Genomic DNA, 22,012 nt, shown 5'->3' with positions numbered 1-22,012 from the left:
CGGGGGCTTTCTCGTGTCCCGCGGCCCGGCCCCCGGTACACGTGCCGGGGGCCGGGGCGGCCTCAGAAGCTGTCGGACCAGGGCTCGCCGGTCAGCAGCTCGTACGCCTCCAGGTACTTGGCGCGCGTCGCGTCCACGATCTCCTGCGGGAGCGGCGGCGGGGGCTGCTCGCTCCTGCGGTCCCAGCCGGACGCCGGCGAGGTCAGCCAGTCCCGGACGAACTGCTTGTCGTACGACGGCTGGGCGCGGCCCGGCTCCCACTGGTCCGCGGGCCAGAAGCGGGAGGAGTCCGGGGTGAGGACCTCGTCGCCGAGGACGAGGGTCCCTCCGTCGAAGCCGAACTCGAACTTGGTGTCCGCGAGGATGATCCCGCGCTCGCGGGCGATGTCCCGGGCCCGGCCGTACACGTCGAGGGTCGTCCGGCGCAGCATCGCGGCCGTCTCGGCGCCGACCTGGCGGACGACCTCCTCGTACGACACGTTCTCGTCGTGGTCGCCCACCGCGGCCTTGGTGGCCGGAGTGAAGATCGGGGCGGGCAGCTCGGATCCGTCGGCGAGGCCCTCGGGCAGCGCGAGGCCGCAGACCGTGCGGGACTCGGCGTACTCCAGGAGGCCGGAGCCGGTGAGGTAGCCGCGGGCGACGCACTCGACCGGGACCATGTCCAGCGACGTGCAGACCGTGGTGCGGCCCGCCCAGTCGGCGGGGGCGCCGGCCGGCACCTCGGTCGAGATCACGTGGTGCGGGACGAGGTCGGAGAGCCGGTCGAACCACCAGAGCGAGAGCCGGGTGAGGACCCGGCCCTTGTCGGGGATCTCGGTGGGCAGCACCCAGTCGTACGCGGACATGCGGTCGCTCGCCACCATCACGAGGTTCCCGTCCTCGTTCCGGTACAGGTCGCGCACCTTGCCCGTGTGGAGATGGGTGAGGCCCGGGACCTGGACGGGCTCGGGCTTTTCTACGAATCCGGACACGGTTCCTCCGCGTAGGTTGATCCAGGAGCGTGTCCGATTCTCTCGCACATCCGGGCGGCCCCGGCCGCCGGGCCGTGTGACCCCCCGCTCAGTCGCACCGGGTCCCGCCCAGGCCACCGCCCGGTCGCTCGCGGGCCCGCTCAGTCCCTCTTGCAGATCCGGTCGAGGAGGTTCGCGGTGGCGCGCTGCACGCGGGCGTCGACGTGGCCTGGCCGGTCGAGCGCCGGGGACCAGGCGAAGGTGCCCGAGGCGAAGACCCAGGCGCCCGACGGCGCGCGGTACAGACTCGTCTCCTGGTGCCGCAGCGCCCCCTCGCCGTCGCGGTACGGCGAGTGGGCGAGCAGCATGCGGCCCTCGTGCTCGGGCAGCGCCGTACGCGGGAAGTAGCGGTCGGCCTCGCCGGCGACCAGGCCGGGGAGCTCGTCGCCGTCCCCGGCGCCGGTCGCGTCCCAGAGCCAGTGATCGGCGTTCCGCACGACCAGCGGGTGCGGTTCGGGCACCCGGCCCGCGTACTGGATGCCGAGGAGCTGCTGCTCGGGGCGGTCGACCTCGCGCCAGAGCGCGGGGCGGCCCGGGCCGCGGCGCTTGCGGCAGGTCAGGAGCCGGTCCGGCACCCCGGACGGCGAGGGGCCCAGCTCCACCTGCCAGTACATGGTGTTGGCGGAGAGGAAGACCAGCGACGTGCCGTGGTCTCGGGCCTGCTCGACGGTCCTGCGCATCGGCACCGACCAGTACTCGTCGTGCCCCGGGAAGACCAGCCCCCGGTACCGGCCCGGATCGACCCGGCCCGCGTGCAGGTCGCGGGTCTCGGCGTACGCCAGGTCGTACCCGTAGCGCTCGGCCCAGCGGATGAAGTCGTACGCGTGTCCGACGTGGAGCGGCAGTCCCGCGCCCGCGTACGGCCGGTCGAAGGAGACGGTGACGGCCGCGTCCTGCTCGCCGAGCAGCCGGCCCTCCTCGTCCCACGCGTGGTAGAGGCTGGCGCCCGTGTGCCCGTCCTCCGGATAGAGGTTGTACGCCTGCCACGTCACGTCCGGGAGGACCAGCAGCAGATCGGCCGGATGGTCCTCGCGGACCGTGAACGGGATGTGCGAGCGGTAGCCGTCGGCGGTGGTGAGCACGGCGACGTACGCGCCGATCGACCAGTAGGACGGCACCTGCAGCCGCCAGGACTGCCACCAGTGGTGGCAGGAGACCGTGCGGTCGGCGGTCAGCGGCGCCGGCTGGACGATCCCGGAGAGCCGCGGGCTCGTGGTGATCTTCGCGGCGCCGTCGCCGCCGTAGTGGCCGATCCGGTAGATGTCCACCGAGAACTGCTGCGGCGGGTCCACCGTGACGTGGAAGTCGATCGACTCCCCGGGCGCCACGGCCCCGTCGGAGGCGAACCCCTTGATCTGGCGGCGGACGTCGTCGGCCGTGCGCGGGCCGCCGCTGCCGCCGCGGGCCAGGATCTCGTCCGCGTACCAGGGGACCATCTGCCCGGTGTCGTCGAAGTAGTTCTCGGAACCGCGCAGCCAGGGCAGCGGGCCCTGGCCGAAGGGATCCGTGACGGCGTGCGCCAGCGCACCCGACTCCCACCGCCTGATCTGATCCGCCCCCATGCTGCGCCCCTCCCTCGACTCCCCCGGGTCGGCTGGTCAGTGCCCGTGTGCTCGCGCCGGCTCGTGCCTCTGGTCCAGGCGCCTGGTGGGGTGCCTGCTGGAGGTCCTCGGTCGGGACCTCGGTTCGGGCCGCGCACCGGGCGCCCGTTTTCGGACACCTGGCCGTGGCCTCTGGTTCGTGCCTCTGTCAGTGGCGGTCTCCAGCACATCACATAACGCACGCACTCCGTCACCGTTCGTCGTGAATTGGCGAGAGTGGAAGCCGGGGCTCCGAAACGCGATCGCTCCGGTGCCGCGCCGGGGCCGCCCCCCGGGCTCCCCGGAGGCCTCAGACCAGCCGTACGGGCTTCTCGGGGCGCACCCCGGTCCGGGCCAGCCAGGCCCGCAGCGGCTCCGGGTCGCCGTCCTCGACGAGCGCGAGCACCCGGGGACCGAGGTCCACCGCCCGCTCGCCGCCGACGAGGAGCGCCGGGCCGTCGAGCCAGTCGAGTCCCGGGGCCGCCTCGGCGGTGTCCACGGCCGCGCAGCAGACCATCGCGGTGACGTGGTCGGCGAGCAGGTCGCGGCCCGAGCGGGGCGGCTGGAGCGGGAAGAGCGGCAGCGGGCCGTCCGGGCCGCTGACCGCGGCGGGGAGTGCGGCGCCGGGGTGCCGGTCGGCCTTCTCGGCGCCACGGGCCGCCGCCTCCGCCGACAGGGCCGTCGCGGCCACCCGCGCCTCGCGGGCCGCCTCCTCGCGCGCCAGGAGCGCGCTGAGCGCCCCGGCGAGGGCTTCGGCGGCGGGGTTGAAAACCTCGTCGTCCTCGAAGACCTCGTCGTCCCCGTCGAGGTCCGCGTCCGGATCGAGGTCCCCGGCCAGGTCGAGATCGGCGTCGGTTACGGCGACGGCGTTGTCGGCGTCGGGGTCGGAGACCGCGTCGGGGGCGGGGGCCGCGTCGAGAGCGCGGGCGGCCTCTCGCGGTGCGGCCTCTCCCCGTACGGCCTCCCGCGGTACGGCCTGCTCGGCATCGACCTCCGGTGCGAGGGCGGCTCCCGTGGCGAGGGTGGCTCCCGGGGCCGCCGAGCGGACGGGGGCGTCGGTGTCGGCGGCGGCGACGGTGCGCGCCGGGGCGTCGGAGGGTGTGCCGTCGGGAGTGCCGACGGGGGTGCGGCCGGGGGCGAGCGGGCGTGCCTCGGGGCTCGTGCCGTCGGGGGCCGCGTCGGCCGGCTTCGCGGGTTCCGTGGCGAGGTGGGCGATCACCCGGGTCAGGGTCGGGCCCTCGGCCACTCCCCGGCCGCCCGCGCCCGCGGCGTCCGAGTCCGCCCGGCCGAGGCCGTCGAGGACCTGGTGCAGCCTCGCCGCGTCGGTACGCCACTTCCGGTCCACGACCTCCTCCGGATACTGGCTCCACTCCACCGGGGACCAGTCGGGGCCGGGTGCGGCCGGGCCGCCGTGGAAGAGACGGGCGGCGAGCAGCGAGGCGGCCTCGTCGACGGCGCCGGGCTCCTCCAGGAGGTCGCAGGCGGGCCGCTCGCCGAGCCGGGAGGAGAAGCCGTCCGCGAGCCGGTCGCGGCGGGAGAGCTCGGTCAGGGCGGAGACCACGCCGGCGTCGAGCTTGGCGGGCCAGCGGCCCATCCGCCAGGCGGGCAGTGCGACCCGGGTCAGGAGCCGGTCCCAGCCCGCGTACGCCAGGCCGACCTGCTCCTGGGCGACGATCCGCACCCCGTAGTCCACGGCCTGGGCGCGCTCCGAGCCGGCGGCGGCGACCCCGCGCTCCATCTCGGCGGCGTGCCCGCGACAGGCGAGCAGGAGGACCCGGGCGATCCGGCCGACGCCGTGCGCGCCGAGTCGGCGGACCGGGTCGAGACCGGGTGTCGTGGGCACGGCCACGGCGGCGTCGAGGCCGCGGACGAACCGGCGGGCCGCGGCTATGTCCGGGTGCGCGGCGGGGCCGGTGCCGGCGACGACGGGGGCGAGGACCGCCCGCAGCTCGCCGACCCGCATCCACCACAGGAAGGGGGAGCCTATGACGAGGACGGGGGCGCCCTCGCCGTCCCCGTCACCGCTCGGGGTGCGCAGCGCGCGGTGGGCCCGGTGCGTGCGGTCCTCCAGCCAGCTGTCGCAGTCCGGGGTCAGGGCTATCGCCGCCGGCGCCGGGACGTCGAGCCGGTCGGCCAGGTCGCGGACGAGCCGGTAGAGGTCGGGCGCGGCGGTCTCGGAGAGCTCCACCGTCGGCGTGGCGGCCGGGCGGGCCCGCGCGACGACGAGGGCCACGGCGGTGGCCGCGAGGAGGACGACGACCGCGAGGACGGTCACCACCCAGCGGGCCGCGTCCCAGCCGGAGCCGGTGAAGTGGCCGGTGGCCCCGCCCGCGTACAGGACGACGGCCACGGCGGCGGGCAGGACCGCGAGGCCCAGCGCCCTGCCGCGGACCCGGAGGACGGCGAGGGCCCGGGAGCGCGCGGCGCGCGCTCCCCACTCCTCGCCGACAACGGAGCCGGTACCGGTCACGCCGTTCATCACCCCCTCCTGCCCGTGTCGGGACTGCCTGTGGCGGTGTTGCTCACTCCCCCACTGTGGCACCCGTCACTGACATCGCAATGCCGGTGGGCCAAGTGCCGGAACGCCTTCGCCGCACCCTAGTTGGGGCTGCGGCGGGAGTCATCCGGATGGCTCAGCCGTCACTCGAAGGTATGGCTTTGGGCAAAGGTGATGGATTTCGCGCGGCCGTACGATCCACCGCACGGCCGCGCGAGAGAACAGCGGTCCCGTCAGGCCTCCGAGGCCTTGCGCGCGATGTCCGTGCGGTGCTGGGAGCCGTCAAGGCGGATACGGCCGACCGCCGCGTAGGCGCGCTCGCGGGCCTGCGCCAGGTCCGTTCCGGTCGCGGTGACCGAAAGGACGCGGCCGCCCGCGCTGACGACCGCGTCGCCGTCCCGCTTCGTGCCGGCGTGGAGCACGTACGCGTGCGGGGCGTCCTTCTCGGCGACCTCGTCGAGGCCGTCGATCGGGTCGCCCGTGCGCGGGGTCTCCGGGTAGTTGTGCGAGGCGACGACCACGGTGACCGCGGCCTCGTCGCTCCAGTTCAGCGGGGCCTGGTCGTCCAGGGTGCCGTTGGCGGCGTTCAGCAGCACGCCGGCCAGCGGAGTGCGGAGCCGGGCGAGCACGACCTGGGTCTCGGGGTCGCCGAAGCGGGCGTTGAACTCGATGACCCGGACGCCGCGGCCGGTGATCGCCAGACCCGCGTACAGCAGGCCGGAGAAGGGCGTGCCGCGGCGGCGCAGCTCGTCGACCGTCGGCTGGAGGACGGTCCCGAGGACCTCCTCGACCAGCTTGGGGTCGGCCCAGGGCAGCGGCGAGTAGGCGCCCATGCCGCCGGTGTTCGGGCCCTCGTCGTCGTCGAGCGCGCGCTTGAAGTCCTGCGCGGGCTGGAGCGGGAGGACGGTGGTGCCGTCGGTGATGGCGAAGAGGGAGACCTCGGGGCCGTCGAGGAACTCCTCGATGACCACGCGGTCGCACGCGAGCGCGTGGGCCCGGGCCTGGGCCAGGTCGTCGGTGACGACCACGCCCTTTCCGGCGGCGAGGCCGTCGTCCTTCACGACGTACGGGGCGCCGAAGGCGTCGAGCGCCTCGTCGATCTCCTCAGGGGTCGTGCAGACGTAGCTGCGGGCGGTCGGCACCCCGGCGCCGGCCATGACGTCCTTGGCGAACGCCTTGGAGCCCTCCAGCTCCGCCGCCTCCCGGGAGGGGCCGAAGGCGGGGATGCCGGCTGCGCGGACGGCGTCGGCGACGCCGGCGACGAGCGGAGCCTCCGGGCCGACGACGACCAGGCCGGCGCCGAGCTCGGTGGCGAGGCGCGCGACGGCTTCGCCGTCCAGCTGGTCGACGGGGTGCAGCTCGGCGACCTCCGCGATTCCGGCGTTGCCGGGCGCGCAGTGCAGAGCGGTGACGTCGGGATCGAGGGAGAGAGAGCGGCACAGGGCGTGTTCGCGGGCGCCGCCGCCGATGACGAGGACCTTCACGCCAGTCAGGGTAGCCCGAGGACCGGGATGCCCCTTGTGCGGGCCACTGAACGAGACGCCCCTACTCGTTCGTGTATTCCTCCACAACGGTGGCGCCGAGCTCGCGCACGATCAGGTCGTGCCCGGAGAGCGCGGAGTCGACGAGGTCCGGGTCGTCCTCCTCCGGCACGTCGTCCTCGGGCGCCACGGACTGCGGCGCGGGCGGCGTGTACGCGGGCGCGGGCGGCTGCGCCGGGGCGGGCGCGGAGGCCTGCGCCGACGGGAACGAGGACGAGGCCGGCGCCGACGGCGCGGGGGCGGGCGGCGGGGCCTGCTGGAAGGAGGGCGCCGGGGCGGCGGGCGCCTGCGGGCGGCCGAAGCCCCCGGTGCCGCCCGACCCGCCGAAGCCGGTGGCGGCGGGCGGCGGGGCGGAGCCGCCGGAGGGGTCGATGATCGCCTCGATCTTCCAGTTCACGTTGAACTGCTCGGCGAGGGCCTGCTTCAGGACGTCCTCGCTGCCGCTGCTCGCGAAGTTGTCGCGGGCTCCCGCGTTGAGGAAGCCGAGCTGGAGGGTCGTCCCGTCGAAGCCCGCGACCTGCGCGTTCTGGCTGAGCAGGATCCAGGTGAAGCGGCGCCGGTTCTTCACGGCGTCCAGGATCTGCGGCCACAGGTTCCGTACCTGCGCCGTGTCACCGCCACCGCCGCCCGACGCGGCGGGAGCGGGGGCCGGCGGCGCGGGCTGCGCGTGCACGGGGGCGGGGGCGGCCGGCGCGGCGGGCGCGGACGCACCGGGCCAGGCGCCCGGCGCACCACCGCCGCCGGCACCGGGCCAGGCGCCCGGGCGGGGGCCGGCGGGCGGCGCCTGAACGGGCTCCGCCGCGGGCGTGGGCGCCGGTGCGGGCTGCGCGGGGGCCTGTACAGGCACGGGCGGCGCGGCGGGGGCCGGCGGGGGCGGGGCCATCGGCGTGTGGGCGTCGGGGCCGGGGACGTACCCCATGGCGGGCGTCGGCGCCCCGGGCGTGAAGACGGGCGCCGGTCCGGAGGAGGCACCGCGCTCCAGCCGGTCGAGGCGCGCCTGGACGGACCGCTCGTCGTCGAAGGCGGCGGGCAGCAGCACGCGGGCGCAGATGAGCTCCAGCTGGAGCCGCGGCGAGGTGGCGCCCCGCATCTCGGTCAGTCCGGTGTTGACCAGGTCGGCGGCCCGGCTGAGCTCGGCGGCGCCGAACACGGACGCCTGCGCCTGCATGCGCTCGATGACGTCGGCCGGGGCGTCGATGAGCCCCTTCTCGGCGGCGTCCGGCACGGCGGCCAGGATCACCAGGTCGCGCAGCCGCTCCAGGAGGTCGGCGACGAACCGGCGGGGGTCGTTGCCGCCCTCGATGACCGTGTCGACGACCTCGAACGCGGCGGCGCCGTCACCGGCGGCGAAGGCCTCCACGACCGCGTCGAGCAGCGAGCCGTCCGTGTAGCCGAGGAGGGAGGTGGCCATGCCGTACGTCACACCGTCGTCGGCGGCGCCGGCGAGCAGCTGGTCCATCACGGACATCGAGTCACGCACGGAACCGGCGCCGGCCCGCACCACGAGCGGCAGCACGCCGTCCTCGACGGGGATGCCCTCGCGCCCGCAGACCTCGCGCAGGTACTCCCGCAGGGTGCCGGGCGGAACGAGCCGGAAGGGGTAGTGGTGGGTGCGGGACCGGATCGTCCCGATGACCTTCTCGGGCTCGGTCGTCGCGAAGATGAACTTGAGGTGCTCCGGCGGCTCCTCGACCACCTTCAGCAGGGCGTTGAAGCCCGCCGGGGTGACCATGTGGGCCTCGTCGATGATGTAGATCTTGTACCGGCTCGACGCGGGCCCGAAGAAGGCCTTCTCGCGCAGGTCGCGGGCGTCGTCCACACCACCGTGCGAGGCGGCGTCGATCTCGATGACGTCGATCGACCCCGGCCCGTTCCGCGCGAGGTCACGACAGGACTGGCACTCCCCGCAGGGCGTGGGCGTCGGCCCCTGCTCGCAGTTCAGACACCGCGCGAGGATCCGCGCACTGGTCGTCTTGCCACAACCACGGGGCCCGCTGAACAGGTACGCGTGATTGACCCGGTTGTTCCGCAGGGCCTGCTGCAACGGGTCGGTGACATGCTCCTGCCCGATGACCTCGGCGAAGGACTCGGGGCGATAGCGGCGGTAGAGCGCGAGAGACGACACAGGTACGAGGTTATAGGCGCCCGCCGACAACCCGGGAAAACCCTGGGTGGGGCCGGGAACGCAAGCGCCCCCCACGCACCTGCCAGAGCCGACCTACCCTTGCTGCCTTCCGGCCCTGGGGGAGTTCAGTCAGATAGCACCGCGTGAGGGGCTTCGCCCAGAGTACCCGATGCCGAACCCCCCGAAGCCCCGGCCCCCGAGCCTGCACGGAACGGGCTCGGGGAGGCGGGTGGGACGGGCGAGGCGGGGGCGGGTCGCGGCACGGGGCCGGGGATGGGGTGGGCGGCGGCAGTACGGGGGGCCGCTGTCTCGGTCGCGGGCGGAGGCGGGGGGCCGGCGGACGGGAGACACGGCCGGCGATCGGGAGGCCGGGGAGGCGGCCGGGGTTCGGGGGAGGGGATCGCATGGGCGGCGGGATGAGAGCGAGGAAGGCTGCCCGGGGCCGATGGAAGGCGTACGAGAGCTGCTGCCGGAGGCCACGGAAGGCGCGCAGGGGCACCCCTCACGGCCCCCACCAGGATCGAGTTCGCGAGCACCCTCTTCGGTCATGTAATGTTCGCGGCGGAGGATTCGCCTAGAGGCCTAGGGCGCACGCTTGGAAAGCGTGTTGGGGGCAACCCCTCACGAGTTCGAATCTCGTATCCTCCGCCATTGCTCTCACCGGGCAATTTGCTGAAGGGCCCCACCGTTCGCGGTGGGGCCCTTCGGCGTTGTCCGGGGCGGTCAGGCCCCGGCGGCCGGGAGGCCGGATTCGAGGAGGTCGAAGACGTGGGCCGCCTCCGGGGCCACGACGGCGGCGATGCGGGCGTTGGACTCTCCGGCCAGGGTGAGTTCCTGGATGCGCCGGAACAGCAGGCGGTGGGCGGCGCCGAGGAGCGCGGCGGCCGCCCGAGGGGTGATGGCCACCGGGGTACCGGTGGGGTCGGCGCTCGCCAGGGCCTCGGCGAGGGCCTCCTCGCGCAGGTCGTGGAGTTCCCGCAGCCGCGCGGTCAGGGTGGGACTGTCGGCGACCATGCGGGCGAAGTCCGGGCCGGCGAAGCCCGCGACGGGGTCGCACGTCTGGACCGCGTCGGTGAACTCGCGACGCAGCGCGGAGAGCGGCGACTCGCCCGCGGCCCGATCGGCGACCGCGCGGGCCAGGGTCGCGGTGAACGCCTCGTGGTGGTCGAGGGCCAGGTCCTCCTTCCTCGGGAAGTAGTTGGTGACCGTCTTCTTGGCGACGCGGGCCGCCGTGGCGATCTCGGCGATGGTCGTCTGCTCGAAGCCCTGCCGCATGAAGAGGCGGGTGGCGTGGTCGGAGATCAGCTGCCTGGTCTCCTGCTTCTTGGACTCGCGGAGTCCTGTGCTCTCGGTGGCCATGAGGCGAATCTTACTCTCGACGTAAAAATACTCTTGACCGACTCTGATTGCCGTGCTTAAAGTTACGTCCGACGCAAAAATCGCCTCGTGGCACCTCGAAGAAGAGGTCGCGCAGGCCGAAGCCGACTCGGACACCCGGCCCAGCCCGGAGCCGGGTTCAGGCGCCGCGCCGTACGTACCGAGGAAGGAACCGCCCGACTGGAAGCCGACCCGCCCGCCGCGCCGGCGGCCCGCCGAGCCGTCACCCGACCGCCGACCTGCCGACCCGTCTCCCGAGGAGCCACCGTGAACGTCTCTGCTTCCACCCTCTCCCTCACCGTCGCCGACGTGGACGCGTCCCGGGAGTTCTTCACGACCCACCTCGGCTACCAGGTGGCCATGGCCGCCGACGGCTTCGCGTCGCTGACCCGCGAGGACGCGGCCGTCGACATCGTCCTGCTGCGCCGCGGCACCGAGGTCCTCCCGCCCGAGCAGCGCGACCGGCAGGCCGCGGGGCTGATCGTGGCGTTCACCGTCACGGACCTCGCGGCGGAAGAGGCCCGGCTGCGCGCGGCGGGCGCACCGATCACGATGCCGCTGCGCGAAGAGCCCTGGGGCGAGCGGCTGTTCCAGCTGACCGACCCCAACGGGGTCGTCGTCCAGCTGGTCGAGTGGGTCACGCCGACCGCGGACCCGAACGGGACCGGGGAGCCGGCGCCGGCCGAGTGGGCGTGACGGTCCGGAGGATGTCGTGGGGCCGGTGGGCCGGGGTGCGTCTGCGCTCCGGCCCACCGGCATGTCAGCGGGGACGGTGAGCCGAAAGTGTCTCGGGTCCCGCAGAACAGCCTCATTCACTGGATCGGGGGGTGATCAGAGGGAGGGACGTTCCTGCGGTCATCGGTGTGTAGTGATGCCGATACTTTCTGTGATGACCAGTCGGCTCGACCAACAGGGGTTATCGATGAGGAAGTTCGCTACGGCGGTGGTGGCCGCGGGGCTGTTCTTCGGGGGGATGGGGGTGGCGGTGGCGGACTCGTGGCGTTCCGTCAAGGATCCCCTGACCACCACCGGCGCCCACTTCGAGGACATTGAGTACAGGTGGGAGCCGGCTGGTGAGAAGCACGGAGCCTTCCGCTTCCGGGGTTCTCTGCGGGACGGCAACTACAACGACGGCCACAACACCTACGTAGAGGTGAGGGCGCACTCCTACGGATGGCAGCGATTCAAGGGCGTGCAGAAGCGCACTGTCCAACTTGAGAACAAGGTCTACGACGGCGCGACCCGATACACCAACTCGGCGGACATGCGTGTGTGCAGGGACCGTGGGGCACTGCGACCGAACAACTGCTCGCAAATTCGCCCCTTCAAGCGCTAACAACCAACGTCCGGGGAGTCGCCTACCAGCGGCTCCCCTCGTCATAGGAAGTGCGAGCCACGATGGATGTCATCCTCCACGCAGAGGGCGTTGACCTCTTCTACGGCACTCAGCAGGCCGTGAAGGGGGCGGACTTCGCGCTCAGGGCCGGCGAGGTCGCTGCCATCATGGGTAGCAGCGGCTCTGGCAAATCATCGCTGCTGTACTGCCTTGCGGGCGTCCTGCCGCCGACCAGAGGGACGATCACTTTCGACGGGATCCGGCTCTCGTGCCTCCCAGACGGTGAACTCAGCGCCCTACGACGCACTCGCCTTGGCTTCATCTTTCAGTACGGAGAGCTGCTGCCCGAACTGACCGTGGAGGAGAACGCAGCTCTTCCGCTCCGTCTCGCCGGTATCAGCAAGTCACACGCTCATGCAATGGCCGCCCAGGTACTGGGGCGCCTTGGGATGGGCGATCTGCTGCGGCGTAGAACTTCGAAGCTGTCCGGAGGGCAGAGTCAGCGAGTCGCAGTGGCTCGCGCCCTGGTCCACCGGCCTGACGTGGTGTTCGCAGACGAGCCGACGGGGGCACTCGACAGCGCCAATGCGGCAGCCGTGCTGGAGGAGTTCCTTCATCTGGCGCGTAGGCAGAAGACAGCCGTGGTCATCGTGACCCATGACGCCGACGTCGCCGCCAGGGCGGATACCCAGTACACGATGTCGGACGGTGTCCTGGCTCAGAGGGTGTCGGTGTGAACGCCTTCAGCCTCGCACTGCGGCTGTTATGGGGAGGCGGGCGCCGGGGGCGGGTTCGCTTCCTCCTCATGGTGATGGGCTCGGCACTCGGGGTGGCGTGCCTTGCCGCGGTCCTCACCATCCCGTCGATCCTCGCCGCGCATGACGCGCGCACTGCCGCTCGCGAACCGAATCCAGGGAAAAGCAACACCGTTTATCAAGAACTGCGGGAACCTTACGGATCACAGCCTCTACACCGAGTCTTCGTGGCGCGTACAGGGCCCGGGGGCAGTCCGCTTCCTCCGGGAGTAGCGCAGCTGCCAGATGCCGGCGAAGCCATCGTTTCACCGAAGCTCCGCGAAATCCTGATCATGAATCCAGGAGCGGCCGGTCTCATCCCAGCCCGAGTGACCGGCACCATCGCTCCACAAGGATTGGGGGGCCCCGACGATCTGTATGCATATATCGGCGCCAATGCTGACACCTTGACCGCCCCGCAGCGACTTGGCAGCTTCGGTGCGAGCCGACCGGGGAGGCAGGTGGTGGAGCCGTCCACCCTCAGCATTCTGCGGTTCACCCTCGCTTGCATCGTGCTACTCCCACTCGTCATCTTCCTGTCGGTATGTGCGCGCCTGTCCGGAGAATCGCGTGCCCGACGGCTGGCCGCCCTCCGCCTCATCGGTCTCAGCGCTAAGGACACTTTGCGGGTCAATGCCGGGGAAAGCGCCGCTGCCGCCTTCCTCGGAGCCGCGCTCGGGGTCGTGGCGTATCTCGGTGTCAACGAAGTAATGGCGCAAGTGGGTTTGCCTGGGCTGCACTGGTATCGGGTTGATGGACAGCCCTCAATCGCAACTGTTTCCGTATGCCTGCTCGGATGCCCGGCACTCGCTTGGTTTGTGGGGCAGTTCAGTGGCCGACGCGCGGCCCTGTCGCCCATCAGCGTTCGGCGAACGGACGAGCCCACACCTCCGAAGCGATTCGGGATGCTTCTTCTGGTCCCAGGACTTGGCATCATCGGCGGATACTGCATGCTGAGCGTACTGGGCCAGGACCCGTCAGGAGGGTCGGCCAGTTCACTGCTAATCCCTGGAGCAGTGGGGATGACCGGTGCGGGGCTGGTCTTCGGGTTGGCGCCGATCACAGCATGGCTGGCTCGACGGATGGCAAGGTCGGCTCAGTGGCTCCCGATGGTTCTAGCGATGCGTCGTACCGAAGTCGATCCTGGAGCTTCTCTCCGGGTGGCCACAGGTCTCGTACTTCTGGTGTTCGGCGCATCACTGACGCAGGGTGTACTCGTGGAGCTGGACCAGGTCAATCGTTCCACCAGCCCTGTCCAGGAATACAGTATGCCGTTCACCCAATTGCGAAGTCATCAGCAGAAGGACACCGTCAGAGTTACGCAGGTGCAGGCTCATGCAATGGCCTCGGCGTCATGGCGGGACCCCTCAGGAGCCCACGCTCCTCGCACGATGGCCGTCTTTGCCACGTGCCAACAGCTCGGTCGGTTCGTGGAGAAAGCCGAAGGCTGTGTCGAGAACAAAGTGCTGCGGATCCGAGATCACAACTTCTCCATCGACTCAGATGCGAATCCGGGAAGAAGTTTCCCTTTCCTGTTGAGTGACGGCAGAAAGCTTGACGTCACCGTCCCAGACGCGAGCGTATCGGTGCGCGCCTATCAACCATCGAGCTTTTCGGGCCCGAGCCTGCTCATCCCGCCATCCATGATTCCTCCCGGCACTGTTCCCTCGGAAGGGAATCTGGTACTGCTCAGCGACTCCGACCCCGAGACCGTTCGTGCCGTGCTCGATGGGATCGGGGCCGTGGCTCCCACCTCGCCCGTCGAGCCCGTCGGGATCGTCATCGACTCGCTCGCCCAGCTCACCGTCATTCGCAGTCTGCTGGCCGTCGGGATGGTGCTCGGGCTTGTCATCGGTGTGGCCGCGTTCGTCGTGTCCGTGGCCGATCGGGCTTTGGAGCGGCGGGCTCAGGTGACCGCGTTGGCGTTGTTGGGGGCTCGGGCCGGGACGTTGCGGGGGGTACAGGTGTTGCAGGTGGTGTTGCCGCTCGCCGTGGGGTTGGGGGGTGCCGTCGTCGCCGGGTGGCTGGCCGAGTCCAGTTATCTGATCACCGGCGGTGGCGCCGTGCACTGGGACTGGGAGGGGCTTCCCCTTCTCGTCGCCGCCGCGCTCGGCGTCCTCCTCGTCGCCGCCCTCGCCTCCATCCCCATGGTGCGGCGCCACGTCGATCCCGAGCACATCCGGCGGGATTGAACCCCGCGGTACCGATGAGTTCCCGGTCGAGCGGGGGTCTTCCCTGTGGAAGTCACCCACCCCGACCCTGGAGACCCCCGTGGCCGAGAACGTCGTCAAAGGTCCCGCCAGCTACTTCCCCTCCATCGAGAAGAAGTACGGCCGGCCGATCTCCGAGTGGCAGGACCTCGTCCGTTCCTCGCCCCTCACCAAGCACATGGAACTCGTCTCCTGGCTGAAGGCCGAGCACGGGCTGGGCCACGGGCACGCGAACGCGCTCGTGGCCCACACCCTCGCCGAGGGGAGGTAGCCGCCCCTCACGCCGCCAGTTCGTGGGCCGCGCGGGCGTTCACCCGCGTGGTCAGCGCCACCGTCCCCGCCGCCGCGGCCAGGCCCGCCGCCAGGGCCGTCCACCACAGCACCGCCGGCCCCAGCGTCGTGTACGCGGCCACCCCCAGCGTCAGCGCCGCGAACCGCGCCAGTCCCCACGTCCAGCTGAACGCGCCCTGGTAGCGCCCCCGTGCGTGCGCCGGGGCCAGGTTCGCGACCACGCCCGCGGCGATGCCCGCCACCACCACCTCGCCCAGGGACCAGACCACCACCGACACCGTGTAGCCCACGACCCCGTCCGCCAGCCCGGTCAGCGCCACCCCGCCCGCGATCAGCGTGCTCCCCACCGCCTGCACCGCCAGCTGCGGGAACCCGGCCAGCCTCCCCGTCACGAACGGCTGCAGCGCCACCACCAGGACCGCGTTCACCGCCGCCATCGCCCCGTACACCGCCGGCGACAGACCGCTGTCGTGCACCGCCAGCGGCAGCGCCACCTCGGTCAGCGAGTACACGAAGAGCTGCACCCCGAACAGGGGCAGCAGGAGCAGTGCCAGCCGGTCCCGGAGGACCACCCCGTAGCCGATGCCGTCCTTCCCGCCGCCGGCGCCCCGCTCCTTCGCCTCCGCCGCCCCGGCCCTCGGGTCCCTCAGGCGCACCGCCACCACCAGTGCGTACGCCAGCATCGACCCCGCGTCCACCACGAACAGCAGCCAGTAGCCCCGCGCCGCCAGAAAGCCTCCGAGCACGCCCGCCACCGCCGTGCCGATGTTCACCCCCCAGCCGAACAGGGCGTACGCGCGGCGCCGCCGGTCGCTGTCCACCGCGTCCGCGAGCAGCGCGTACGCCGCCGGCGACACCGTGCTGCCCGCCGCGCTGATCAGCAGCGCCGCCGCCGCCATCGTCCACACGCCGGGAGCCAGGAACAGCGCCCCCTGCGCCGCCGACGCCCCGACCAGACCGATCAGCATCGTCGTCCTGCGCCCGATCCGGTCGGCCAAAACGCCGCCCACGGCCGGGCCCAGCAGGTTGCCCGCGCCCAGGGCGCCCAGGACGTACGAGGTCTCCGTGCCCGTCACCCCGCGATCCGCCAGGAAGAAGACCAGGAACGGGGTCACGAGGTAGCCGAGCCTGTTGACGATCGTCCCCGCGAAGATCGTCCACACGACGGAGGGGAGTCCCCGGAACGAGGACGGGATGAGTGACGACGTGGTGAGAGAGGGCATGGGGTGAGGTTCTCGACATCGCCCCGTCCGCTCCATTGATTAAGCTCTGGCCGAATCCACTGTGCGTGACCTTCCAACGCGTACCGGCTGTTCCGACCGTTCCGACCGTTGCGACTTCTCCTTTCCTCTCCGCTCCCGCCGCTCCTCGACTTGGACGTGGACACCTTGGAATCCGGGCTCAGCTTCTCGGCCGCCGACCTCGCCCAGACCCGCTTCGCCGTCTCCCCCATGTGGGAGGTCGTCACCAGCTACCGCGTCCTGGCCGGCCGCGCCGATCCCGGCCCCCATCGCCGCTGGGTCGCGCAGGTCCGTCCCCGGATCGCGCGAGCCGGGCTCGACCGCGGCTGGCTCGCCGCGCTCGTCCCCGCCCACGGCTACCTCGCCGACTTCCTCAACCCCACCCCCGCCGGGCCCTTCCCCACCCTCGACGCCGAGCTCGACGCCCTTCTCCGCACCCCCGCCGAGCAGGTCCGGCAGGACCTCCGTCCGCTCCCGGAGGGCGAGCACCCCGCCCGGCTCCGGCTGCTCCACGACGACCCTCCCGCCGTCCTCCGCAAGGTCGTCGACGAGATCGAGGCCTACTGGGAACTCGCCCTCGCTCCGTACTGGGCCCGGATCCAGCACGTCCTGGAGGCCGACGTCTTCCATCGGGCCCGGCAGGTCGCCGAGCACGGGTCGGCCCGCGTCCTGAGCGAACTGCACGAGACCGTGCGCTGGGACGACGGCACCCTGCGGCTCGTACGGCGGCACTGCGCCCTCAGCCGCGAGCAGGCCGGGTCCGGGCTGCTGCTCGTCCCCTCCGTGTTCGCCTGGCCCCGGGTCCTCACCCGGTCCGTCCACCCCGACCCGCCCCAACTCGCCTATCCGGCACGAGGCTTCGGCGCCGTCTGGGAGCCCCGTACCTCCGCCGCCACCGAGGCCGTCGCCGCCGTCCTCGGGCGCTCCCGCACCCTGCTTCTCACCGAACTCGACACCCCCGCGTCGACCACCCAGCTCGCCGCGCACTGCGGACTGTCCGCCGCCGGCGTCTCCCAGCACCTCATCGCCCTGCGCAACGCCGGGCTCGTCACCGCCCACCGCAGCGGGCGGTCCGTCCTCTACGCCCGTACCGCCGTCGCCGATCAGCTCCTCAACCCGTAAGGGATCATGGGGGGATGACTTCCTTCTCCGGTCTCCCCTGGTCAGAGCGGCTCGTGTTCCGTGACGGCGTGCGGCTCTCCTGTCGCGACTGGGGCAGCCCGGCCGGCTCCGGCGACCCGGGCGACCCCGGTGGCCCGGGCGACCCGCGGCTCCCGGGAGGCCCGGTCGACGTCCTCCTCCTGCACGGGCTCGCCGGGCACGCGGGCGAGTGGGACGACACGGCCCGGCTCCTGCGCGACTCCGGCTTCCGCGTCGTCGCCCTCGACCAGCGCGGGCACGGCCTCAGCGACCGGCATCCCGCCGACGGTGACGTCTCCCGGGCCGCGTACGTCGCCGACGCCGTCGCCGTCGTCGACGGGCTCGGTCTCGACCGGCCCGTGCTGGTCGGACAGTCGCTGGGCGGGAGCACCGCGCTCCTCACCGCCGCCGCCCACCCCGACCTGCTCCGCGCCCTCGTCCTCGTCGAGGCCGGGCCCGACGGGACCACCCCCGGCGTCCAGGAGCAGATCGCGAGTTGGCTCCGGTCCTGGCCGGTGCCGTTCCCCACCCGGGCGGCGGCCGTCGCCCACCTCGGCGGCGGCACCGACGCGGTGGGCGAGGGCTGGGCCCGCGGTCTGGAGGAGCGCGCCGACGGGCTGTGGCCCCGCTTCGACCCCGAGGTCGTGGTCCGCTCCCTCGACGACAGCACCACCCGCTCCTTCTGGGACGAGTGGGCCGCCCTCACCTGCCCCACCCTCGCGGTCCTCGGGCAGGGCGAGCACGGCGGGATCGTCGGCGGGGAGGAGTACGCGGAGATGGCCCGCCGCCGGCCCGCGCTGCGCGGCGCCAGCCTTCCCGGCGCCGGCCACGACGTGCACCTGGAGCGGCCCGGTGTCCTTCATCGGCTGATCGTCGACTTCCTTGCCGAGACCGGTTGTTGAGTCCCGGCAGCCTGGGCCGTGGCCGCGGTCCGGCCGTCGCCGGGGTCCGGCCGTGGCCGGGGTTCGGCCGCCGCCCCGGGTCTTGCCTTGGAGTGCACTCGCATTCCTAGAGTGCGCGCATGCGCTATCGGGTACTCGGCGGGACCGGGTTCGAAGTCAGTACGTACTGCCTCGGCACGATGATGTTCGGGGCGATCGGCAATCCTGACCACCAGGATTGCGTACGCGTCATCCACGCCGCCCTCGACCGGGGCGTCAACTTCGTGGACACCGCCGACATGTACTCCTCCGGCGAGTCCGAGGAGATCGTCGGCAAGGCACTGCGCGACTCCCACCGGCGGGACGCGACCGTCCTCGCCACCAAGGTGTACTTCCCCGTCGGCGGCGAGGGCCCCAACCGCGGCGGTCTCTCCCGCCGTTGGATCACCCGCGCCGTCGAGGACAGCCTCAAGCGGCTCGGTACCGACCGGATCGACCTCTACCAGGTCCACCGGCCCGACCACCGCACGGACATCGAGGAGACCCTGGACGTCCTCGGCGACCTCGTCGGCCAGGGCAAGATCCGGGCGTTCGGCTGCTCCACCTTCCCCGCCGAGGCGATCGTCGAGGCCCAGGCCGTCGCCGAGCGCCGCGGCCTGCGCCGCTTCCGCTCCGAGCAGCCGCCGTACTCGCTGCTCGCGCGCGGCATCGAGACCTCCGTCCTTCCCGTCGCCCAGCGGTACGGCATGGGCGTCCTGACCTGGGCGCCGCTCGCCTCCGGCTTCCTCACCGGCACGTACCGCAAGGGCCGGCCGATCGACCTCACCCGCGGACGGGCCGCGATCACCCCGCACCGCTTCGACCCCGCCCTGCCCGGCAACGCCGCCAAGCTCGACGCCGTCGAGGCGTTCGTCGCCCTCGCCGACGAGGTCGGCTGCTCGCTGCCCGAGCTCGCCCTCGCCTTCGCCGCCGCGCACCCGGCCGTGACCTCGGTGATCATCGGGCCGCGGACGATGGACCAGCTCGACGGGCTGCTCAAGGGCGCGTCCGTCGTCCTCACCGACGAGGTGCTGGACCGGATCGACGCGATCGTGCCGCCCGGCACGGACCTCTACCGCGCGGACGGCGCCTGGCAGCCGCCCTCCCTCACCCGGCCCGCGCTGCGCCGGCGACCACTGGAGGAGCGGGCCGCGGCCGAGTAAGGCGGTCACCGGGCGGAACCTCCGCCGAGGGGCCGCAGGACGCGGCCGGGAGCGCCTTCAGCGTCACGCCGCCCCGAGTCGTACCCAGCACCTGCCCACGACCTCCCGCCCGAAGCCCTACGCGGCAGCCTGCACGGCCTCCCGCCCGAAGCCGTGCGCGAGGGCGTGCCTCGGGCCATGCTTGGCCGCATGGGTGAGTCGCGGAAGGCGGAGACGGCGAGTCGGGCGAGGACTCGGACGGCCACGGGCACCACGGGTACCCCGCGGGCGATCGGTGCCGCCGAGCGGCGGGCGCGGCTCGGGGTGCGGCACCGGTTGGCCGGCGGCGCGCGCGCCGGGTCGGTGGAGGAGGTCGCCGAGTCCCTCGTCGCCCTGCACGGGACGGACCCCGCCAGCGTGTTCCTCGCCGTGGGGGCGCGGCTTGCCGGGACGGCCGGGCCCGTCGAGGACGTCGAGCGGGCGCTGTACCAGGACCGTTCGCTGGTCCGGATGCACGGCATGCGGCACACCGTCTTCGTCCTCCCCGCCGCGCTCGCCCCCGCCGTCCAGGCTTCGACGACCGACCCCGCCGCCGTACGCGAACGCGCCTCCCTCCTCCAGCACTTGGCGGCCGGCAGCGACTACGACGCCGCGTGGCTCGCGGAGACCGAGCGGCTCGTCCTCGCCGAACTGGCCGCGCGGGGCGAGGCCACGGGCACCGAACTCGGCGGAGCCGTACCGGCGTTGAGATCGACGTACGTCTACGGGAAGGGCACGCGGCAGGAGGGCGTCCAGTCCGTCGCGAGCCGGGTGCTGCGGGTGCTCGGCATGGAGGGGCGGATCGTGCGGGGCCGTCCCCAGGGCGGCTGGACGTCCAGCCGGTTCCGCTGGACCCGTCCCACCGGTCCGCGCCCCGGGGAGAGCCCCGCCGCGGGGCGGGCCGAGCTGATCGGGCGGTGGCTCCGGGCCTGCGGTCCCGCCACCGAGGCGGATCTGAAGTGGTGGACGGGGTGGAAGGTGACCGATGTGCGCGCGGCGCTCGCCGCCGTGGGGGCGGTGACGGTGGCCCTCGACGAGGGGGCCGGGTTCGTCCTGCCCGACGACCTCGACCCCGTGGACCCCGGGTCGGCCGGGGGCGAGCCGTGGGCGGCGCTGCTGCCCGCGCTCGACTCGACGGCGATGGGCTGGCAGGCCCGTGACTGGTACCTGGACCCGGAGTACCGGGCGGCGCTGTACGACCGCAGCGGGAACATCGGGCCGACGGTCTGGTGGGACGGCCGCATCGTCGGCGGCTGGGCGCAGCGCCCGGACGGCGAGATCGTGACCCGGCTCCTGGCGGACGTCGGGGCGGCGGCCGGGCGGGCGGTCGACGCGGAGGCGGAGCGGCTCGCGGGGTGGATCGGGGACGTACGGGTGACGCCCCGGTTCCGCACGCCGCTGGAGCGGGAGTCGAGCGGCTGAGCGGGGCGCGCGCCCGGCTGAGCGGGGCGCGCGCCGCCCGTTCCGTACGCCTCCGGTTCTCCGTACGCCGTGACCGCCCCGGTCAGTGGCGCAGGTAGACGCCCGGGACGCCGAGGTCCGCGAGGCCGTCGAGGACCAGGTCGACGCCGACGGCGGCCAGCAGCAGACCGAGGAGCCGGCCGAGGACCTCGATCGTGGCGTGGTGGGTGCGGCGCAGGACGCGGCCGAGCAGCAGGACGCAGATGAGGTCGAGCGCGATGACGGACACGTACGCGCCGGCGACGGTCGAGCGCCAGGTGAAGGAGTCGCGGGCGGCGGCCTCGATGAGCACGGCCGTCATGGCCAGCGGGCTGACCACGTACGGGATCAGCAGCTCGCGCACGCCGCTGGCCAGGTCGGGGGCGTCCTGGGGAGCGGTGCCGGCGCCGAGGTGCAGTCCGAGGACGAGCCCGACGGCGTAGATGAAGAAGATGATGCCGCCCGCGAGCTGGAGGGCGGGGGTGCTGATGTGGAAGACGTCCAGCAGCCAGGGGGCGGTGATGCCGATGACCAGGCCGACGAGGACGGCCGCGCCCGAGGAGATGAGGGCGATGGTCCGCAGCTGGCGTACCGGGTGGACCTGGGCGAGGCCGGCGAAGGCGAGGAGCACCTTCGGGGGGCCGACGACGGAGAAGAAGGTGATGAAGGCGGCGGAGTAGCTGAAGGCGTTCACACCGGAATCATGGTGCGGGCGGGTGATTTCTCCCGGTTTTCCCGTCTGCGCCCGCGCGGTGTCGAGAAGCGGCCCTCCGCTCCGACTGTCCTGCGAGAGGCAGTGCGGGAGCCCCGCCCGGCGGGGACCCGCCCCCCAGGACCGGAACAGGACCGGAACGACCGGAGCAGGACGAGAGGACGAGGAGGACGCCATGAAGTACCTGGTGATGGTGCAGGGCAGCGAGGCCGACTACGAGGCCATGGTGGGCCGCCCCACCGACAGCAGCCCCGCCTGGACGAAGCCGGACCTCGAGGCGATGTTCGCGCACATGAACGCGATCAACGAGGAGCTGGCGGCGAAGGGCGAGATGCTCGACGCCCAGGGCCTCGCGGCCCCGTCGACGACCCGGTTCGTGACGGTGGACGGCGACGGCAGGCCGGTCGTCACCGACGGCCCCTACGCGGAGACCAAGGAGGTCATCGCGGGCTTCTGGCTCCTCGACTGCGAGTCCCTGGAGCGCGTGACGGAGATCGCCGCCCAGGTCGCCCGCTGCCCGCAGCCGGCCGGGGCCCCGGAGTACGCGGTGGTCATCCGCCCGGTCGACGAGACCGGTCCGCGGCAGGACTGAGCGGGGTCGCGGAACGGCTGGGATT

General features: G+C 72.8%; 18 protein-coding genes, 1 tRNA gene and 1 other RNA gene. 11 read left to right on the top strand and 9 right to left on the bottom strand.

What is annotated here, in order from left to right; genetic code table 11:
- Positions 1-62 precede the first annotated feature (62 nt).
- The 6 genes from ACF09E_RS29255 to ffs all read right to left on the bottom strand — a co-directional run bounded on the left by ACF09E_RS29255 (position 63) and on the right by ffs (position 8,909).
- A complete protein-coding gene (locus tag ACF09E_RS29255; RefSeq protein WP_392208382.1) occupies positions 63-971 on the bottom strand; it encodes a phosphoribosylaminoimidazolesuccinocarboxamide synthase in 909 nt (302 codons plus the stop codon).
- A gap of 140 nt (positions 972-1,111) precedes the next feature.
- Entirely contained in the window at positions 1,112-2,572 is a 1,461-nt protein-coding gene (locus tag ACF09E_RS29250; protein WP_392208380.1) for a N,N-dimethylformamidase beta subunit family domain-containing protein, read from the bottom strand.
- 328 nt (positions 2,573-2,900) lie between these two features.
- Positions 2,901-5,069, bottom strand: a complete 2,169-nt coding sequence (locus ACF09E_RS29245) for a hypothetical protein (protein WP_392208378.1) — start codon at positions 5,067-5,069, stop codon at positions 2,901-2,903.
- A gap of 251 nt (positions 5,070-5,320) precedes the next feature.
- The gene (purD, locus tag ACF09E_RS29240; RefSeq protein ID WP_392208376.1) at positions 5,321-6,571 is read right to left on the bottom strand and encodes a phosphoribosylamine--glycine ligase; all 1,251 of its coding nucleotides are present in this window, start codon (positions 6,569-6,571) and stop codon (positions 5,321-5,323) included.
- Between the two features lie 61 nt (positions 6,572-6,632).
- Entirely contained in the window at positions 6,633-8,753 is a 2,121-nt protein-coding gene (locus ACF09E_RS29235; protein WP_392208374.1) for a DNA polymerase III subunit gamma and tau, read from the bottom strand.
- A gap of 57 nt (positions 8,754-8,810) precedes the next feature.
- Positions 8,811-8,909: signal recognition particle sRNA small type (ffs, locus tag ACF09E_RS29230), an RNA gene on the bottom strand.
- 407 nt (positions 8,910-9,316) lie between these two features.
- On the opposite strand from ffs, the gene ACF09E_RS29225 reads away from it, so the two are divergent.
- Positions 9,317-9,404 (top strand) — tRNA-Ser (locus ACF09E_RS29225).
- Positions 9,405-9,476: 72 nt separating this feature from the next.
- Here the strand turns inward: ACF09E_RS29225 and ACF09E_RS29220 are convergent.
- Positions 9,477-10,112 carry a TetR/AcrR family transcriptional regulator gene (locus ACF09E_RS29220; protein ID WP_392208372.1) on the bottom strand — a complete coding sequence of 212 codons (636 nt, stop codon included), beginning with the start codon at positions 10,110-10,112 and terminating at the stop codon, positions 9,477-9,479.
- 285 nt (positions 10,113-10,397) lie between these two features.
- Here ACF09E_RS29220 and ACF09E_RS29215 point away from each other — a divergent pair, with 285 nt between their 5' ends.
- The 5 genes from ACF09E_RS29215 to ACF09E_RS29195 all read left to right on the top strand — a co-directional run bounded on the left by ACF09E_RS29215 (position 10,398) and on the right by ACF09E_RS29195 (position 14,741).
- The gene (locus ACF09E_RS29215; RefSeq protein WP_392208370.1) at positions 10,398-10,826 is read left to right on the top strand and encodes a VOC family protein; all 429 of its coding nucleotides are present in this window, start codon (positions 10,398-10,400) and stop codon (positions 10,824-10,826) included.
- 193 nt (positions 10,827-11,019) lie between these two features.
- The gene (locus tag ACF09E_RS29210) at positions 11,020-11,466 is read left to right on the top strand and encodes a hypothetical protein (RefSeq protein WP_392208368.1); all 447 of its coding nucleotides are present in this window, start codon (positions 11,020-11,022) and stop codon (positions 11,464-11,466) included.
- A 62-nt stretch (positions 11,467-11,528) separates the two neighbouring features.
- The gene (locus ACF09E_RS29205; RefSeq protein WP_392208366.1) at positions 11,529-12,203 is read left to right on the top strand and encodes an ABC transporter ATP-binding protein; all 675 of its coding nucleotides are present in this window, start codon (positions 11,529-11,531) and stop codon (positions 12,201-12,203) included.
- Positions 12,200-14,452, top strand: coding sequence for an FtsX-like permease family protein (locus ACF09E_RS29200; protein ID WP_392208364.1), 2,253 nt, complete (start codon positions 12,200-12,202; stop codon positions 14,450-14,452). The genes ACF09E_RS29205 and ACF09E_RS29200 overlap by 4 nt, the downstream gene beginning before the upstream one ends.
- Positions 14,453-14,531: 79 nt before the next feature.
- On the top strand, positions 14,532-14,741 hold the full coding sequence (locus ACF09E_RS29195; RefSeq protein WP_392208362.1) for a DUF4287 domain-containing protein: 210 nt from the start codon (positions 14,532-14,534) through the stop codon (positions 14,739-14,741).
- A 7-nt stretch (positions 14,742-14,748) separates the two neighbouring features.
- Here ACF09E_RS29195 and ACF09E_RS29190 read toward each other — a convergent pair whose 3' ends face one another.
- Entirely contained in the window at positions 14,749-15,984 is a 1,236-nt protein-coding gene (locus tag ACF09E_RS29190) for an MFS transporter (protein WP_392208360.1), read from the bottom strand.
- Between the two features lie 165 nt (positions 15,985-16,149).
- Between ACF09E_RS29190 and ACF09E_RS29185 the strand changes: the two genes are divergently transcribed.
- The 4 genes from ACF09E_RS29185 (at position 16,150) to ACF09E_RS29170 (ending at position 20,665) form a co-directional block, all read left to right on the top strand.
- Positions 16,150-17,124 (top strand): DUF5937 family protein, encoded by a 975-nt coding sequence (locus ACF09E_RS29185; RefSeq protein ID WP_392208466.1) that lies wholly within the window; start codon positions 16,150-16,152, stop codon positions 17,122-17,124.
- 14 nt (positions 17,125-17,138) lie between these two features.
- Entirely contained in the window at positions 17,139-18,044 is a 906-nt protein-coding gene (locus tag ACF09E_RS29180; RefSeq protein ID WP_392208358.1) for an alpha/beta fold hydrolase, read from the top strand.
- A 119-nt stretch (positions 18,045-18,163) separates the two neighbouring features.
- Positions 18,164-19,225, top strand: coding sequence for an aldo/keto reductase (locus tag ACF09E_RS29175; RefSeq protein WP_392208356.1), 1,062 nt, complete (start codon positions 18,164-18,166; stop codon positions 19,223-19,225).
- Positions 19,226-19,414: 189 nt separating this feature from the next.
- Positions 19,415-20,665 carry a winged helix DNA-binding domain-containing protein gene (locus ACF09E_RS29170; protein ID WP_392208354.1) on the top strand — a complete coding sequence of 417 codons (1,251 nt, stop codon included), beginning with the start codon at positions 19,415-19,417 and terminating at the stop codon, positions 20,663-20,665.
- Positions 20,666-20,747: 82 nt separating this feature from the next.
- Here the strand turns inward: ACF09E_RS29170 and ACF09E_RS29165 are convergent, their stop codons facing one another.
- Positions 20,748-21,377 carry a MarC family protein gene (locus ACF09E_RS29165; RefSeq protein ID WP_392208352.1) on the bottom strand — a complete coding sequence of 210 codons (630 nt, stop codon included), beginning with the start codon at positions 21,375-21,377 and terminating at the stop codon, positions 20,748-20,750.
- 193 nt (positions 21,378-21,570) lie between these two features.
- Between ACF09E_RS29165 and ACF09E_RS29160 the strand changes: the two genes are divergently transcribed.
- Positions 21,571-21,987, top strand: coding sequence for a YciI family protein (locus ACF09E_RS29160; protein WP_392208350.1), 417 nt, complete (start codon positions 21,571-21,573; stop codon positions 21,985-21,987).
- Positions 21,988-22,012 lie beyond the last annotated feature (25 nt).

The sequence above is a fragment of the Streptomyces sp. NPDC014891 genome (assembly GCF_043081085.1).
Taxonomy (GTDB): domain Bacteria; phylum Actinomycetota; class Actinomycetes; order Streptomycetales; family Streptomycetaceae; genus Streptomyces.
Note: the sequence above shows the minus strand (reverse complement) of the source record. Positions and strands in the feature narration are given on the sequence as shown.